The organism is Pseudomonas protegens, from assembly GCF_013407925.2.
GTDB lineage: Bacteria > Pseudomonadota > Gammaproteobacteria > Pseudomonadales > Pseudomonadaceae > Aquipseudomonas > Aquipseudomonas fluorescens_AP.
In genome coordinates this window covers 1,677,144-1,693,624 of sequence record NZ_CP060201.1, presented here as the reverse complement: position 1 = coordinate 1,693,624, position 16,481 = coordinate 1,677,144, and the positions used below count along the sequence as shown (strand labels likewise).

General features: G+C 64.7%; 17 protein-coding genes. 12 read left to right on the top strand and 5 right to left on the bottom strand.

All coding sequences use genetic code 11. The features are described from left to right. Nucleotides 1–212 precede the first annotated feature (212 nt). Together emhR and GGI48_RS07970 are read left to right on the top strand one after the other, a co-directional pair. Entirely contained in the window at nt 213–845 is a 633-nt protein-coding gene (gene emhR, locus GGI48_RS07975; protein ID WP_016965054.1) for an efflux system transcriptional repressor EmhR, read from the top strand. A gap of 160 nt (nt 846–1,005) precedes the next feature. After that, the gene (locus GGI48_RS07970) at nt 1,006–1,890 is read left to right on the top strand and encodes a DMT family transporter (RefSeq protein ID WP_016965053.1); all 885 of its coding nucleotides are present in this window, start codon (nt 1,006–1,008) and stop codon (nt 1,888–1,890) included. 65 nt (nt 1,891–1,955) lie between these two features. Here GGI48_RS07970 and GGI48_RS07965 read toward each other — a convergent pair whose 3' ends face one another. From GGI48_RS07965 to GGI48_RS07955, 3 genes are read right to left on the bottom strand one after another with little or no spacing between them, the layout of a single operon-like run. Then, complete coding sequence (locus GGI48_RS07965) at nt 1,956–3,005, bottom strand: alkene reductase (RefSeq protein ID WP_179597788.1); 1,050 nt, start codon at nt 3,003–3,005, stop codon at nt 1,956–1,958. A 33-nt stretch (nt 3,006–3,038) separates the two neighbouring features. Beyond that, nucleotides 3,039–4,205 (bottom strand): MFS transporter, encoded by a 1,167-nt coding sequence (locus tag GGI48_RS07960; RefSeq protein WP_179597786.1) that lies wholly within the window; start codon nt 4,203–4,205, stop codon nt 3,039–3,041. An 18-nt stretch (nt 4,206–4,223) separates the two neighbouring features. Beyond that, nucleotides 4,224–4,526 (bottom strand): ArsR/SmtB family transcription factor, encoded by a 303-nt coding sequence (locus GGI48_RS07955; protein ID WP_016965050.1) that lies wholly within the window; start codon nt 4,524–4,526, stop codon nt 4,224–4,226. Nucleotides 4,527–4,679: 153 nt separating this feature from the next. On the opposite strand from GGI48_RS07955, the gene GGI48_RS07950 reads away from it, so the two are divergent. After that, a complete protein-coding gene (locus GGI48_RS07950; protein WP_179597784.1) occupies nt 4,680–5,261 on the top strand; it encodes an ACP phosphodiesterase in 582 nt (193 codons plus the stop codon). 83 nt (nt 5,262–5,344) lie between these two features. Here GGI48_RS07950 and GGI48_RS07945 read toward each other — a convergent pair whose 3' ends face one another. Beyond that, nucleotides 5,345–6,139 carry a lysophospholipid acyltransferase family protein gene (locus tag GGI48_RS07945; protein WP_179597781.1) on the bottom strand — a complete coding sequence of 265 codons (795 nt, stop codon included), beginning with the start codon at nt 6,137–6,139 and terminating at the stop codon, nt 5,345–5,347. Further along, entirely contained in the window at nt 6,139–6,894 is a 756-nt protein-coding gene (gene olsB / locus GGI48_RS07940) for an L-ornithine N(alpha)-acyltransferase (protein WP_016965047.1), read from the bottom strand. The genes GGI48_RS07945 and olsB overlap by 1 nt, the downstream gene beginning before the upstream one ends. Nucleotides 6,895–7,034: 140 nt before the next feature. Here olsB and GGI48_RS07935 point away from each other — a divergent pair, with 140 nt between their 5' ends. From GGI48_RS07935 to GGI48_RS07895, 9 genes are all read left to right on the top strand, one after another. Beyond that, on the top strand, nt 7,035–7,934 hold the full coding sequence (locus tag GGI48_RS07935) for an acyl-CoA dehydrogenase (protein WP_047302266.1): 900 nt from the start codon (nt 7,035–7,037) through the stop codon (nt 7,932–7,934). A 136-nt stretch (nt 7,935–8,070) separates the two neighbouring features. Next, entirely contained in the window at nt 8,071–9,168 is a 1,098-nt protein-coding gene (locus GGI48_RS07930) for a serine hydrolase domain-containing protein (RefSeq protein WP_179597779.1), read from the top strand. Then, the gene (locus tag GGI48_RS07925) at nt 9,165–9,494 is read left to right on the top strand and encodes a hypothetical protein (RefSeq protein ID WP_016965046.1); all 330 of its coding nucleotides are present in this window, start codon (nt 9,165–9,167) and stop codon (nt 9,492–9,494) included. Before GGI48_RS07930 ends, GGI48_RS07925 begins: the two co-directional genes overlap by 4 nt. 171 nt (nt 9,495–9,665) lie before the next feature. Beyond that, nucleotides 9,666–10,841: a M20 aminoacylase family protein gene (locus GGI48_RS07920; protein WP_016965045.1), complete on the top strand. Its 1,176-nt coding sequence runs from the start codon at nt 9,666–9,668 to the stop codon at nt 10,839–10,841. A gap of 99 nt (nt 10,842–10,940) precedes the next feature. Continuing rightward, nucleotides 10,941–12,251 (top strand): MFS transporter, encoded by a 1,311-nt coding sequence (locus GGI48_RS07915; RefSeq protein ID WP_103739589.1) that lies wholly within the window; start codon nt 10,941–10,943, stop codon nt 12,249–12,251. Further along, complete coding sequence (locus tag GGI48_RS07910) at nt 12,248–13,711, top strand: amidase (protein ID WP_181956949.1); 1,464 nt, start codon at nt 12,248–12,250, stop codon at nt 13,709–13,711. Before GGI48_RS07915 ends, GGI48_RS07910 begins: the two co-directional genes overlap by 4 nt. A gap of 90 nt (nt 13,712–13,801) precedes the next feature. After that, complete coding sequence (locus tag GGI48_RS07905; RefSeq protein ID WP_047302277.1) at nt 13,802–14,572, top strand: IclR family transcriptional regulator; 771 nt, start codon at nt 13,802–13,804, stop codon at nt 14,570–14,572. Between the two features lie 139 nt (nt 14,573–14,711). Continuing rightward, on the top strand, nt 14,712–15,293 hold the full coding sequence (locus GGI48_RS07900) for a YceI family protein (RefSeq protein WP_016965467.1): 582 nt from the start codon (nt 14,712–14,714) through the stop codon (nt 15,291–15,293). A 1-nt stretch (nt 15,294) separates the two neighbouring features. Beyond that, a complete protein-coding gene (locus GGI48_RS07895) occupies nt 15,295–16,452 on the top strand; it encodes a phospholipase D-like domain-containing protein (RefSeq protein ID WP_179597777.1) in 1,158 nt (385 codons plus the stop codon). Nucleotides 16,453–16,481 lie beyond the last annotated feature (29 nt).

Below are 16,481 nucleotides of genomic sequence, written 5' to 3'. Positions count from 1 at the left end.
AAAGAGTTGGCTGAGTGGATTAGTAGCTTGCTAAGGAATATACTTACGTTCACGGTTGTTTGTAAATACCCTGGCGGCGTACCCATCCGGTTACACAAGCCCCTGTAGGTGTTGAATTGTAGGCTGGGCAAACGGCACCCGAGATGCCGTTGCATATTTATTCAGAAGGTCTTCACGCATCGCTGAAAGATCCTGATCGAGGTTTTACTGCCATGGTCCGTCGTACCAAAGAGGAAGCTCAAGAAACTCGCAGCCAGATACTCGAGGCCGCCGAAAAGGCCTTTTACGAGCGTGGCGTGGCGCGTACTACCCTGGCCGATATTGCGGCGCTGGCGGGGGTGACGCGGGGTGCCATCTATTGGCATTTCAGCAATAAGGCCGATCTGGTGCAGGCCATGCTCGACAGCCTGCGTGAACCTTTGGATGAGATGGCTGCCGCCAGTGAGAATGTAGATGAAGTGGATCCGTTGGGCTGGATGCGCAAGTTGCTGATTCATTTGTTTCATCAAGTTGCCCTGGACCCGAAAACCCGACGCATTAATGAAATTCTGTTTCATAAGTGCGAATTCACCGATGAAATGTGCGACCTGCGGCGCCAGCGTCGCACCGCCAGCCTGGAGTGCAACGTGCGTATCGAGCTGGCGCTGACCAATGCAGTCAATCGCGGGCAATTGCCCGAAAATCTTGATACGCAACGGGCGGCTATCAGCATGCGCGCTTTTATCGATGGCATCCTTTACCAATGGCTGCTGGCCCCTGAGAGCTTCGCCCTGCACACCGAGGCAGAACGCTGGATTGACATCGGGCTGGATATGTTGCGCCTGAGCCCGAACTTGCGTCATTAAGACAACATGCGTAATTGAATCCAGTTGTGTCAAGATTTACCGCGACGGATATCCATTCCCGCACTCGCCACCGCGATGGGGTGCTTTTATATACGGGCTGGCCGCATCTTGATAGATAGCCAGCTACGTATTTTGTAGGGATTTTGTTGTGGGTGTGTGAATGAGTGTGAACCCTTCACCGTTCAAAGGCGCAGAACAGCCGATCAAGGGGATTGCCCTGATCTGTCTGGCGGTTCTGCTCTTTGCCAGCCACGACACGCTGTCCAAATACCTCTCGGCTTTTTATCCCATCGTCATGGTGGTCTGGGCCCGTTACGTGGTTCACACCCTGCTGATGCTGGTGGTGTTCGTTCCTCGTAGCGGTTTTTCCGCAGTCGTGCGTACCAAACGCCCCGGTCTGCAACTGCTTCGGGCCCTGTGCCTGATCGGCACCAGCCTGCTGTTCACCACCGGCCTGCGTTACATCCCCCTGGCGGAAGCCACGGCGGTCAACTTCCTCGCGCCCTTGCTGGTCACCGCCTTGTCGGTGCCGTTTCTGGGCGAGCGGGTCAGTCGGGCGCAATGGCTGGCGGTGCTCGCCGGGTTCGTCGGGGTGCTGATCGTGGTGCGGCCCGGCGGCGCGCTGTTTACCCCGGCGATCCTGCTGCCCTTGGGTTCGGCGCTGTGTTTCGGCTTCTATCAGTTGCTGACTCGCAAGCTCAGCGGTATCGACAGCCCGACCACCAGTAACTTTCTGACGGGGATCCTCAACAGCCTGATCATGAGCGCGCTGCTGCCGTTTTTCTGGAGCACGCCGACATTTGTCCATGGTTTGTTCATGATCGGCCTCGGCACCTGCGGCATGCTCGGCCATATGCTGCTGACCCAGGCGTTCCGTCATGCCGCACCGGCGATGCTGGCGCCGTTCAGCTACGGGCAGATTCTGTTCGCCGGTCTGTACGGCTACCTGATCTTCGGGCATGCCCCGGACAGCTACGGCCTGATCGGCATCACGGTGATCTGTCTCAGTGGCCTGGCGGTGGCCTGGACCCAACGCAGGCGCTGATCCCGGCGCGCATAAAAAAGCCCCGGCTCGCGAGAGTCGGGGCTTTTGGGTTGACCGGGTTCGGCTTACAGCGTCGGGTAGTCGATGTAGCCCACCGGACCTTTGCCGTAGAAGGTTTCCGGATGCGCCTCGTTCAACGGCGCGTCGGCCTTCAAGCGCGCCGGCAGATCCGGGTTGGCGATGAAGGGCACACCGAAGGCCACGGCGTCAGCCTTGCCGGCGGCCAGCCAGGCGTTGGCGCTGTCCTTGGTGAAGCGTTCGTTGGCGATGTACGGGCCGCCGAAGGCTTCCTTGAGTTGCGGGCCCAGGCTGTCGGCGCCTTCTTTCTCACGGGAGCAGATAAAGGCGATGCCACGTTTGCCCAGCTCGCGAGCGACGTAGGTGAAGGTTTCCGCCAGGTTGGCGTCGCCCATGTCATGGGAGTCGGCGCGAGGCGCCAGGTGCACGCCCACACGACCCGCGCCCCAGACCTCGATGGCCGCGTCGGTGACTTCCAGCAGCAGGCGGGCACGGTTCTCCAGGGAGCCGCCGTACTGGTCGGTGCGCTGGTTGGTGCTGCTTTGCAGGAACTGATCCAGCAGGTAACCGTTGGCGCCGTGGATTTCCACGCCATCGAAACCGGCGGCCTTGGCGTTTTCCGCGCCAACCCGGTAAGCCTCGACGATGTCGGCGATCTCAGCGGTTTCCAGGGCCCGCGGGGTCGGGTAGTCGGCCAGTGGACGCACCAGGCTGACATGGCCCTTGGGCTGGATGGCGCTCGGGGCCACCGGAGTCTCGCCGTCCAGGTAGGACGGGTGGGAAATCCGCCCCACGTGCCACAGTTGCAGGAAGATCTTGCCGCCGGCGCCATGCACCGCCTTGGTCACGTTGGCCCAGCCACGCACCTGGTCGTTGGACCAGATGCCTGGGGTGTCCGGGTAGCCCACGCCCATTGGGGTGACCGAGGTGGCCTCACTGAGGATCAGGCCCGCGGAAGCCCGTTGCACGTAGTACTCGGCCATCAGCGCATTGGGCACGCGGCCGGCGTCGGCGCGGCAGCGGGTCAGCGGCGCCATGATGATGCGGTTGGACAGCTCAAGGTCGCCGATCTTGATCGGGTCAAAGATAGTCGTCATGGAATGCAGCCTTCTATATAGGAAACAAAGGGTTCAGTGGGTTGCAGCAGCCAGTTCGGCATTGCCGCCCTGGCGGAAGGTAATCAGCGTCACCAGCAGGGCCAGGATCGCCAGGACCGCGGCCGCCAGCGGCACGCTGGTGAGGCCGAAACCGTGGGCGATGACGCTGCCGCCGACCCAGGCGCCCAGGGCGTTGCCGATGTTGAAAGCGCCGATGTTCAGGGTCGACACCAGGTTCGGCGCGGCCTTGCCGAAGGTCACCACATTGACCTGCAAGGCCGGCACCGCGGCAAACGAAGCGGTGGCCCAGAGGAACAGAGTGATCTCGGTGGGAATCAACGCCACGCTGGTCCAGGTCAGCACGGTGGAAACCACCGCCATGGCCGCGAACACGCCGATCAGGGTGGCGCCCAGGCGCTTGTCCGCCAGCTTGCCGCCGATGATGTTGCCCAGGGTCAGGCCCAGGCCGATCAGCAGCAGGGTCCAGGTCACGCCCCGGGGCGAGACGCCGGTGACGTCGCCCAGCAGCGGTGCGACATAAGTGAAGAGGGTGAACATCGACGCGGCGAACAGCGCGGTCATGCTGAGGGACAGCCAGATTCCGGCCCCCTTGAGGGCTGCCAGTTCCGAACGCATGTCGAGTTTTTCCTCATCGCGCCTGGCCGGCAAAAAGCGCAGCAGGCCGATCAGCGCGATCACGCCGATCACCGTCACCGCCCAGAAGGTCGAGCGCCAGCCGGCCGACTGGCCCAAGGCGGTGCCCAGCGGGACGCCGAGGACGTTGGCCAGGGTCAGGCCGGTAAACATCAGGGCCACGGCCGAGGCGCGCTTGTTGGCGGGCACCAGGCCGGCGGCCACCACTGAACCGATACCGAAGAAGGCACCGTGGCACAGCGCCGTGATCACCCGGGCGAACATCAGCACGTTGTAATCACTGGCCAGTGCGCACAGCAGGTTGCCGACAATGAAGATGCCCATCAGCGCCACCAGGGCTGCCTTGCGCGGCAGGCGCGCGGTGGCCAGGGCCATGAACGGCGCACCGATGGCCACGCCCAGGGCGTAGCCGGTGACCAGCCAGCCAGCGCCGGGAATCGACACCCCGAGGTCCGCCGCCACATCGGGCAAAAGCCCCATGATGACGAACTCGGTGGTGCCGATGGCGAAGGCACTCAAGGCCAGGATGATGAGTGAAAGGGGCATTGTCGGGTCCTTGTCAGATCAGAGCTGTTGGCTCATTTGCGTGAGGAACTGCTGGATGACTTCCTCATTGCGTTTGAAAAAATGCCATTGGCCGACTTTCCGGCTGCTGATCAGGCCTGCGCGCTGCAGGGTGGCGAGGTGGGCGGACACGGTCGACTGCGACAGGCCGCAGCGTTGATCGATCTGTCCGGCACAGACGCCGTGCTCATTGCTGTGAGCCTGATCGGGGAATTCGACTGTCGGGTCTTTCAGCCAGTGCAGGATTTCCCTGCGAACCGGATGTGCCAGGGCTTTTATTATTTCGTCGAGGTCGAGGGACATGGCGGTGCTCGTTTTCCATAAAACGTTGTATCGCGATGAGGCGAAATTTAAATCGTTATTTCGCGATATACCAATATGATTTTGATCTTAAATCATCGCTTATCGGTATATCGGGTTATAACGATGCGTTGAGCGCGGTGCTAAGCTGCGCGAATGAATTATCTCGCACATCTACACCTTGGCGGCCAGCGTCCGGGTCAATTACTCGGCAGCCTGTATGGCGATTTCGTCAAAGGCCGCCTGCAAGGGCAGTTTGCCCCCGAGGTCGAGGCAGCGATCCAGCTGCATCGGCGCATCGACACCTACACCGACAGCCACCCGCGGGTGAGTGCGGCGCTGTCGCGTTTCTCCCTGACCCGGCGGCGCTATGCCGGCATCGTCATCGACGTGTTCTTCGACCACTGCCTGGCCCGGGACTGGGCCCAGTACGCCGATCGTCCCTTGCAACATTTCACCGCCGACGTGTATCGGGTGCTGGCGGCCGAGCCGCAGTTGCCCGGGCGCCTGGCGCAGATCGCGCCCTACATGGCGGCGGATGACTGGTTGGGTTCCTACCGGGATTTCCAGGTGCTGGAGCAGGTGTTGCGCGGGATTGCCCGGCGCTTGTCGCAACCGGAGGAGCTGACGGCGGCGATGGGGGAGCTGGAGCGGCTGTATCAGCCGTTGAGCGAGGATTTCCGCGATTTTTATCCGCAATTGCAGGCGTTCGCCGTGCAGCACATCCAGTTACCCTGACGAACGTCCCCTCGGTAGGAGCCGGCTTGCCAGCGAAAGCGCCTTTAGCATCTTCGCCGGCAAGCCGGCTCCTACGGAGTGGTTCAGGCGGCGACCAGTTCGCCGCTGCGACGTGGTTCGGCGGGTTGGACAACGTCGCCAAATAGCGCTTTTTGCACCGCTTGCTGGGCCTGAAAGGCCAGTGCCGCACGTTCCTGGCCCTGACAGGCAATCGGCTTGAGCAGATGAATCTCCACCTGGCCCCGGTCGTTGGCGAACAGCCGCATCAAGTGCGAGAGCAGGTCGTCGTCGCCAATGAAGGGCGCCAGGCTGTCGATCTGGCCATTGCGCAAATAGCGGATCGCCACCGGTTGCAGCGCCACGCCGGCGTCGATGGCACTGGCCAGCAGGCGTCCGTGGAAGGTCCGCAGGCCATGGCCGTCGGTGGTGGTGCCTTCGGGGAACAGCAGCAATGGATGCTGCTCCTGCAGGTGACGGGTCATCTGCTTGCGGATCAGTTGGCTGTCGCCGGCCCCGCGGCGGATGAACAGGCTGCCGGCCTTGGCCGCCAGCCAGCCGGCCACCGGCCAGGTACGCACTTCGGCCTTGGACAGGAAGGACAGCGGCGTGAGCATGCCCAGCAGCGGAATGTCGGTCCAGGACACATGGTTGCTGACCCAGAGCATCGGCTGCCTGGGCAACTGGCCATGCACCGAGACCTGGAAGGGCAAGGCATTGCTCAAGCGCGCCATGAAGAAGCGCGACCAGCGCTGGCGCCGGACCATGGAATTGGCCACGCCCAGGCGCTCCAGCAGACCAAAGACACTGGCCATGCTCAGGCCCAGCGCCACCACCAGCAGCACCCGGGCGATGCGCCCGTAGACCCGCAGCCGGCGCATCAGACCGCCGCCTTGAAGTGCCGGGCGTAGCGCGGGCACAACTCGTCACGCTTGAGCAGGATAAATACGTCGGCGACCTGGAAGTCTTCGTCCCAGCACGGCTCGCCGCAGATCTTCGCGCCCAGGCGCATGTAGGCCTTGAGCAGCGGTGGCATCTCGGCAATCACATTGGACGGAATGTCCAGGCTGGGCAGCGGGTTCTTCGGCTCGGCTCGCAGGTGTTCGGTGCTCAGGTAGCGCTCCCGCAACCGTTGCATGATCGCCTGGGCCTGGATGCCGCCGTCCTGCATGGGGATGCTGGCGCAGCCCATCAGGTAGCTGTAGCCGCCCTGGTTGAGCACTTCCGCCAGCTCGCCCCAGAGCACGGCAATGGTGCCGCCGTTGCGGTAGGCCGGGTCGACGCAGGTGCGACCGATTTCGAGAATCGGGCCCTTGAGCTGCGTCAGGCCGTGCAGGCTGAATTCCTCTTCGCTGTAGAAACGCCCCAGGCTGCTGGCGGCCTGGTGGTCCAGCAGGCGGGTGGTGGCCACCAGGCGACCGGTGTTCAGGTCGCGCACACCGATGTGGCTGCAGTGAACGTCATAGTCATCCATGTCCAGACCCCATTCCGCGCCCTTGAGCTTGGCGTTGAACTCGCCGCTGAAGACGTTGAAGCGCAAGGCCTGGGCTTCCTGCAGGGCTTGGGCGCCGATCAGGCGTTCGGCCTGCAGGCGGCGTTCAATGCCGGTGTCGCTGATGCGGGCGATCTGAGTCATCGTGAATCTCCGTGCGGGCCACTGACCCGCCTTGGGTTGCAGCCAATCGACTTTGTTGTGCAAAGTCAGGCTATGTAGCCCCGGTGTCATCACCATGAAGCTTTGGTGATGCTTGTATGACAGCCCCTGAGGACCTTCGAATGCCCTGGCAAGCCCTGCTCGAGAGCCATGAACGACTGCCCGCCAACCCTGATCTGGCCGAGGGTTACGGGGCTTTGCTGACCCATCTGGGCGCGGTCACGCCCTTTGAGCTGGCGGTGCGCGGCGGGCGTCTGATGAGCGCCCCCGGGCTGGCCTTTCTGGTGGGTTACCAGGCGGCATTGCGCATGTTGTGGCCCAGCGCGCCGCTCAGCCTGGGGGCTTTGTGCGCGACCGAAGGTCACAGCCTGCGCCCGGCCGACATGCAGACCCGGCTTGAGGATTTGCGTCTGTGCGGACGCAAGGATTTTGTCACCGCCGGCGATGCGGCGGATTGGCTGCTGGTGGCGGCCCGCAGCGAGGCGCCGGGGGAGCGGGCGGCCTTGCGCCTGACCGTGGTCTACGCCGGGGAGCCTGGGGTCAAGGTCCAGACCCTGCCGGCCATCGGCCTGATGCCGGAGATCAGTCATGGCTGCCTGCTGCTGGACAACGCCGCTTGCGAACTGCTCGCCGGCGACGGCTGGGATGCCTATGTCAAACCCTTCCGCACCCTGGAAGACATCTATGTCCTGAGTGCCATGCTCGCCTGGCTGTATGGCGTGGGGCAGGACAGTGATTGGCCGCAGTCTTTGCAACTGCAGCTCCTGGCGCTGCTGGCAGGGTGTGCCGAAGCCAGTCGGCAAAACCCTTGCTTGAGCAGCGGGCACATTCTGTTGGGTGGTGTGTTCGCCCAGTTCCAGGCATTGCGGCCTGAGATCGACGCCGCATTCGCCAATGGCCCCGAGGGTTGGCGCAGCCAATGGTCCCGGGACCAGGCGCTGTTGGACCTGGCCGCCGGCGCCCGGGCACAACGCCTGGCCAAAGCCCTGGCCTCGTTTCAGCAACAACGCCCCCTTGCGTAGGAGCCGGCTCGCCGGCGAAAGGGCCCGAGAGTGTTGCACAGGGCTCGAAGCCAGCTTGAACAAACGAAGGCACTTGCAGTGAAACTGTCATCCGCCTGGACTAGGCTCGGCCACTGACGTCATTCGAGTGTCATCCATGGTCAAAGGTCCGATCCTGCTGGCGTTGCTGGTATGCCTGAACTGGCCGGCCCGGGCCGAGGAGTGGCCGGGGGCGCAATGGAGCCGGGGCCCGAGCGTCGCAGGTCCGGCGCTCCAGGCGCTGGAGGACTACGCCTTCGAGCCCAGGGACGATTCGTCCCGACAAGGTATTCGCACCGACGCCTTGCTGGTGATCCGCGATGGCCAGCTGCTTTACGAGCGCTATGCCGGCGCCACCGGACCGCAGACGCCCCATCTCATCTGGTCTGCCAGCAAGAGTCTGCTGGCGGTGGTGTTGGGCGTCGCCTTCGCTGAAGGTCGCTTTCAGCTGCAGGACCCTGCCGCGCAGTATTACCCGGCGCTGCAGCGGCATCCGCGCATTACCCTGGCCGACTTGCTGCACTGGGGCTCGGGCCTGGATTGGCAGGAAGACTACGAATACGCACCGCTCCACTCCTCGGTGGTGGCCATGCTCTACACCCGGGGCCATCGGGACATGGCCGCATTCGCCGCGCAGCAGGCGGCCGCCGCGCCGGCGGGGCAGGTGTTTCGCTACTCCAGTGGCGACAGCAACCTGCTGGCGGCCAGTCTGCGGGGGATGGTGGGGGCCGAGCAGTATGCGGACTACCCCTGGCACGCGCTGTTAGACCCCCTGGGAATCACCCAGGCGGTGTGGGAGCGCGACGCGGCCGGCACCTTCGTCGCTTCGTCCTACCTGTACCTGACCGCTCGGGATCTGGCGCGGGTCGGCCTGTTGATGCAGCGCGATGGCCGCTGGCGTGACCGGCAATTGTTGCCCCGGGCCTGGGTCGAGTTCTGCCGCACTCCCTTTGCCGGTTACCGGGCCAACCAGGACGTGGCCGTGGCGGGCGGGCACTGGTGGCTCAATCGCGCGGTGGACGGTGCGCCCCGGCCCTGGCCGGATGCACCGGCGGACACGTATGCGGCGCTGGGACACTGGGGCCAGGCGCTGTACATCCTGCCCGCCGAGCGCCTGGTGATCGTGCGCTATGGCGACGATCGCGATGGCAGCTATCGGCACAACGAGCTGCTCAAGCGGGTCCTGGCGGCTTTTCCCGAGTCGAGTCCGCCATGAAGCGCCAGACCTGGATGCGACGTCATCCGCTGCTCAGCCTGTTGCTGCTGGCGCTGCTCCTGCTGCTGGGCTGGGGCTGGCAGCAGCGGGTGGCCTTGCAGGCCTTTCCCGACATCCTCGGAGCCTACACCGCCAAGGAATACTGCTCCTGCCGTTACGTGATGCAACAACCTGCCGAAGACTGCCGCGCCTACGTGCGCCAGTACCTGCCCATCAGCGGCTTCAACGATGAGCCCCAGGCCCGGCGAGTCACCGCCAGCGCCCTGGGGCGGACCCACAGCGCTTCCTGGCTGGGGCCCCGCGAAGGCTGCCGCCTCGATCCCTGATCCTCGATCAAGCCGCACCGCCGATGATGTGTTCCATGCAGTGGAACCACATTTGATTGTCCTGTGCCGCGCCGCGCGGTTATCTGACGCAGCGCTTCGAGCAGGTCCGGCCCCTCGTGCAGCGCTCCGACAACAAGAACGGGAAGCCACCCGGCCCAGAGGAGATACGCCATGACCCGACACCAGCACATCCTTGCCTGGCTCAACGACATTGCCAGCGACCTGCGGGCCATCCGCCATGACATTCATGCCCACCCGGAACTGGGTTTCGAAGAACAGCGCACCTCGGCGCTGGTGGCGCGCTGCTTGGAAGAGTGGGGCTATGAAGTGCATACCGGTGTTGGCCGAACCGGTGTCGTGGGCGTCCTGCGCAACGGCACGGGCACGCGCACCCTGGGCCTGCGGGCCGACATGGACGCCTTGCCGATCATCGAGAACACCGGGGTTCCCTACAGCAGTCGCCATGGCGGTTGCATGCACGCCTGCGGGCATGACGGCCACACCACCATCCTGCTGGGGGCGGCGCGCTACCTGGCGGCGACCCGAGCGTTCGACGGCACCCTGAACCTGATCTTCCAACCCGCCGAAGAGGGCCAGGGCGGCGCCGAGGCGATGCTCGCCGATGGCCTGCTGGAGCGCTTCCCCTGCGATGCGCTGTTTGGCCTGCACAACATGCCGGGACTGCCGGCCGGGCACCTGGGCTTTCGCGAAGGGCCGATGATGGCCTCCCAGGATCTGCTTGAGGTGATAGTCGAAGGCGTCGGCGGCCATGGCTCCATGCCGCACCTGGCGGTGGACCCGCTGGTGGCGGCGGCGAGCATGGTGATGGCCTTGCAGACCGTGGTGGCGCGCAATATCGACGCTCAGGAAGCCGCGGTGGTGACCGTCGGTGCCCTGCAGGCCGGCGAGGCGGCCAACGTGATTCCTCAGCAGGCGCTGTTGCGCCTGAGCCTGCGGGCCCTCAACGCACCGGTGCGCGAGCAGATGCTGGAGCGGGTCAAGGCGATCATCCGCACCCAGGCCGAAAGCTTTGGCTGCCGCGCCAGCATCGAGCATCGCCCGGCCTATCCGGTGCTGGTCAACAGCCCGGAAGAAACCGAGTTCGCCCGGCGGGTCGGGGTCGAGCTGGTGGGGGCCGATGCGGTCGACGGCAACACCCCCAAGCTGATGGGCAGCGAGGACTTCGGCTGGATGCTGCAACGCTGTCCCGGCAGCTACCTGTTCATCGGCAACGGTGTGGCGCAGCCGATGGTGCATAACCCGGGTTACGACTTCAACGACGACATCCTGCTCACCGGCGCGGCCTATTGGGGCGCCCTGGCGGAAAGCTGGCTCAAGCCCTCCTGACCCCGGCTGCTCCTGTGTTTCCGAGCGCCGCGGGCGTCCTAGACGCCCGGCACTTTCCCGAGCCCGGCCCAAGGCTCAAAAGTATCCAAGGAACGTCCCATGAGCACTTCGAGCCCCGCTGCTTCCAAGACCCGGCAGGTGGTTGCCGCCGTCGTCGGCAACGCCCTGGAATGGTACGACTTCATCGTCTATGGCTTTCTCGCCAGCTTCGTCGCCCGCCAGTTCTTTCCGGCGCAGGATGAGTACACCTCGCTGTTGATGGCCCTGGCCACCTTCGGCGTGGGCTTTTTCATGCGTCCGGTGGGCGGTGTGCTGCTGGGGATCTATTCCGATCGCAAGGGCCGCAAGGCCGCGATGATGGTGATCATCCAACTGATGACCCTGGCCATCGCGATGATCGTCTTTGCTCCCAGCTACGCCGCCATCGGGCTGGGTGCGCCCTTGCTGATCGTGGTGGCGCGCATGCTCCAGGGGTTCGCCACCGGTGGCGAGTACGCCAGCGCCACGGCCTATCTGGTGGAGAGCGCGCCGCCCCACAAGAAGGGCCTGTACGGTTCCTGGCAACTGGTCGGGCAGTGCCTGGCGGTGTTCAGCGGGGCGGCGATGGTAGCGGCGGTGACCCACTTCTTCTCGCCCCAGACCCTGGATCTGTGGGGCTGGCGCCTGCCGTTCGTGATCGGCTTGCTGATCGGTCCGGTGGGCCTGTGGATCCGCAAGTACATGGAAGAGCCGGAGGCCTTCATCGAGGCGCGCAAGCAGGTACGGGGCAATGGGCCGGGGCTGTGGCAGGTGGTGTCGAGCCAGCGCCGGGCGATTCTGGTGTCCATGGGCCTGTGCAGCGGCAGCACCGTGTCCTTCTACGTGGTCCTGGTGAACATGCCGACCTTTGCCCACGCCAACCTCGGCCTGCCCCTGGATCAGGTGCTGCTGGTGCAGATGTTCGCCGTGGCCCTGATGACCCTGGTGATCCCCTTTGCCGGGGCGTTGTCGGACCGTGTCGGCCGGCGTCCGGTGCTGGCGGCCTTCACCCTGGCGTTTTTCGTCATGGTCTATCCCTTGTATGTGTGGGTCGCCGCCGCGCCGTCCATCGAGCGCCTGCTGGTGATGCAGATCCTGCTGTGTGGCGCCATTGGCGGTTTCTTCGGCCCTGCTCCCACCGCCCTGGCCGAGCAGTTTCCCATCGAGGTGCGTTCCACCGGCGTCTCCGTGGCGTATAACCTGGCGGTGATGCTGTTCGGCGGTTTCGCGCCCTTGATCGTGACCTGGCTGAGCCGGGTCATGGCCACGCCGGTGGCGCCGTCCTTCTATGTCCTGGCGACTTCGATCTTCAGTCTGCTGGGCATCTATTGCATGTACGACGCGGTCCGGGACACCAAGCCCGATGCCCTGACCCTGGGAGGCGAATCTTGATTCAGCACAGCGATGCCGTGGCCGGCGAGGCCATCGTCGAACTGGATGCCCTGGCGCTGTCCAGGGCGATCCATGCGCGCGAGCTGTCCTGCCGCGAGGTGATGCAGGCCTACCTGCAACAGATCGAGCGCTACAACCCGCATTTCAATGCCCTGGTGTCCCTGGTCGATCCGGGCGAGTTGCTGGCCCAGGCCGATGAGCGCGACCGGCAACTGGACCGGGGGCTGTCCATGGGCTGGATGCATGGCATGCCCCAAGCGATCAAGGATCTGGCAGCCACCGCGGGGCTGACCACCAGCCTGGGTTCGCCGCTGTTCGCCGAACAGGTGCCCCAGGAGGACGCCATCAGCGTGGCCCGGGTGCGGGCCAGTGGCGCGATCATCGTCGGCAAGAGCAACGTGCCGGAGTTCGGCCTGGGCTCGCATACCTACAACCAGCTGTTCGGCACCACCGGCAACGCCTACGACAGCAGCCTGAGCGCCGGCGGCAGCAGTGGCGGGGCCGCGGTGGCCCTGGCCCTGCGCATGCTGCCGGTGGCCGATGGCAGCGACATGATGGGCTCGTTGCGTAATCCGGCGGCCTTCAACAACCTGTTCGGCATGCGTCCTTCCCAGGGGCGGGTGCCATTCGGCCCGACTCCCGAGCTGTTCGTGCAGCAACTGGCCACCGAGGGGCCGATGGGCCGCACGGTGGCCGATGTGGCGCGGCTGTTGAGCACTCAGGCCGGTTACGATCCGCGGGTGCCCTTGTCCCTCAAGGAGGATCCGGCGCTGTTGCAGGCGCCTCTGCAACGGGAGGTGCGGGGCCTGCGCCTGGGCTGGTTGGGGGACTACAACGGCTATCTGGCCATGGAGCAGGGGGTACTGAGCCTGTGCGAAAAGGCCCTGGCCGACTTCACAACCCTGGGCTGTGATGTGGAGAACTGCCAGCCGGATTTTTCCCTGGCGCAGTTGTGGGACTGCTGGCTGGTGCACCGGCACTGGCTGGTCCAGGGTTCCCTGGGGCTGTTGCACGGCGATCCGGACAAACGCCGCTGGCTCAAGCCCGAGGCCCGTTGGGAAGTGGAGGGTGCGGCCAACCTGAGCGCCGCGGATGTGTACCGCGCCTCCCAGAGTCGCAGTGATTGGTATCGCGCCTTGCAACGCCTGTTCGAGCGTTACGATTTTCTGCTGTTGCCCACGGCCCAGGTGTTCCCTTTCGATGCACGGCAGGCCTGGCCACGGCAGATCGATGGGCAGGATATGGACACCTATCATCGCTGGATGGAAGTGGTGATCGGTCCGACCCTGGCCGGCCTGCCCAGCATCAGCATTCCGGTGGGATTCAATCTCGCGGGCCTGCCCATGGGCATGCAGATCATCGGTCCGGCCCAGGCCGATCACGCCGTGCTGCAGTTGGCGTACGCCCATGAACAACTGACGCAATGGGTGCGCCAGCACCCCCCGGGTCATTTGCTGTAACCAGACAAGCGTCGCTGATAGGCTCCTGAGGCCCGCATCTTGCTGGGTAACGGCTTTACCCATTCTCAAGTCAGTCAGGGAGTTCGGACCATGGCCAGCAAGGTCGAAAGCGGCAGTGTGCGTTCCGTGGAACGGGCCCTGGCCATTGTCGAGTTACTCGGTCAGCACCAGGCCCTGGGGCTGGAGGAGTTGCACTACCTGACCGGGCTGCCCAAGGCGACGGTGTCACGCATGTTGCTGACCTTGCAGGAGCAGGGCTGGATCTACCGGGGCTTGAGTGACCGGCGCTATCGCTTGAGCGCGCGCAGTCTGTTTGGCGACAGCCGACAACGGTTCAAGCGCCGCCTGGTGGAGCAGGCGGCGCCCTGGCTGCTGGAATTGAGTGCACGCACCGGGCTGGTCAGCGACTTGTCGAGTTTCGACGGCGAGCACCTGGAAGTCCTGGAAAGCGCAGTGCCCCAGGTGCTGCGCAAGCGCTACCCGAGCAACAGCCGGATTGTCGGCCAGCATGCCAGCCTGTTTCATTCGGCCATGGGCAAGGCCTGCCTCGGGGCCCTGGCCAGCGCTGAAGTCCAGCGGCTGGCCGAGCGGGAGCGAGTGCCGGCCGAAGACCAGCAACAGGCCTGTGCCCAGTCCCAGCACCTGGGGTTTGGCCAGCGCACCGAAGGCCATTGGGAATATCCGGTGCGCCTGCCTTTTCTGATCCGCGCCGTGGCCTTGCCGTTGCAGGCCGAAGGCCGGGTGATCGGCAGCATCGCCCTGCATTGGCCGATGGACCTGGCCTGTGTCGAGCAGGTGCGCAGTCGTCATTTGCGATTGCTGGCCGAAACCGTCGAACAGCTGCAGAAAACCCTCGTCTGAGCCACTCCCGAGCGCCGCAGGTTTGTTCCTGAACTAAAGCCGCGGCTTGCCACTCTATCGCAGGGCGCCGCCCGAGCACGGCGTTTGCCAGCCTTACGGCAGCCGGTTAAGGTGGCGCCTTCTGTTCAAGGGAGCTTGCATGCGTACGCCGATCCGCCTACTTCTCAGCCTGCTCGGGGTACTGGCGCTGCCGGTCCAGGCCAACTGGTACCTGGACAACGAGTCATCCCGGGTGTCCTTCGTCACCACCAAGAACGCCAATATTTCCGAAGTCCAGCGCTTCCTGGTGCTGCACGGCAAGGTCGATGGCAAGGGCCAGGCGCAGGTGCAGATCGAGCTGGACTCGGTCAGCAGCGGCATTCCTCTGCGCGATGAACGCATGCGCCAGGAACTGTTCCAGGTGCAGCAGTTCCCCGAGGCGCAGATCACTGCGCAAATCAATCTGCGTCCGATCAACGACCTGGCTCCCGGTGCGCAGATCGAGCTGTTGCTGCCGGTCACCGTGAACCTGCACGGCCAGGAACACACCTACAACGCCGAGCTGCTGGCCACCCGCCTGGATGACCGGCGCTTTCAGGTGGTGACCCTGGAACCCCTGGTGCTCAACGCCGAAGACTTCAACCTGGCCCCGGGCCTGGACAGCCTGCGCAAGCTCGCGGGGCTTTCGGCCATCAGTTTCTCGGTGCCGGTGGGTGCGGTACTGATCTTCACGGCGCGCTGAAATGCGTGGAGCGGTGTTCCCCTGGCGCGAAGGCAACCGCTTCGAGTTGCTGATCGATGGTCCCGAGTTCTTTCCGCGCATGCTGCTGGCCATCGCCCGCGCCCAAGAGCAGGTGGCGCTGGAGCTGTACCTGGTGGAGGCCGGTGCCTGCGCCGAGGCCATGGTCCAGGCCCTGGTGCAGGCCGCCGAGCGCGGGGTGCAGGTGCGTTGCCTGTTCGACGACTACGGCAGTCTGGCCTTCACCCAGCCCCTGCGCCAGCGTCTGACGAACGCCGGTGTCGAGCTGCGCTTCTACAACCGCCTGAAATGGCGCCAGGGCCTGCTCAACCTGTACCGCGACCATCGCAAACTGCTGTTGGTGGACCAGTCCCTGGCGATGGTGGGCGGCACCGGGGTCACCGATGACTTCTGGCAGCCCAGGGACAACAGCTGCGACTGGCATGAAGTGATGGTGGAGATCGCCGGCCCTGCGGTGCGTGACTGGCAGAGTCTGTTTGACCGGCAATGGAGCGCCAACCTGCACCGCGGCGCCTGGAAGCCCAGTGTCGATTTCGGCCTGCCCCATCTGCCCCGCGTACCTGACTCGGGGGAGGGCATGGGCCGGGTGGCCTATGCCGACTCTCGCCAGCATCGCGACATCCTGCATTCGCTGATCCGCGCCCTGCACAGCGGCCAGCGGCGCATCTGGCTGGCGACGCCGTACTTCTTGCCCACCTGGTCGGTGCGGCGCTCGTTGCGCAAGGCCGCGGCCCGGGGGATCGACGTGCGCCTGCTGCTGACCGGGCCGAACACCGACCACCCGGCGGTGCGCTATGCCGGGCACCGTTACTACCCGCGCCTGCTCAAGGCCGGCGTGCGCATCTTCGAATACCAGCCGCGCTTTCTGCATTTGAAGATGGCCCTGGTGGACGACTGGGTCAGTGTGGGTTCGTGCAACTTCGATCACTGGAACCTGCGTTTCAACCTGGAAGCCAACCTCGAAGCCCTGGATCCGTCACTGACCCGCGCGGTGGCGGCGAGTTTCGAGGCGGATTTCGCCCAGAGCGAAGAGATCAACCTGGCGCAGTGGCGCAACCGGCCATTGTGGCGGCGGATCAAGCAGCGGATCTGGGGCTGGGTCGACCGTCTGGTGGTCAACCTGCTGGACCGGCGCGGCTGACCGTCACGGCTGACATGGCTGGCTGTAGC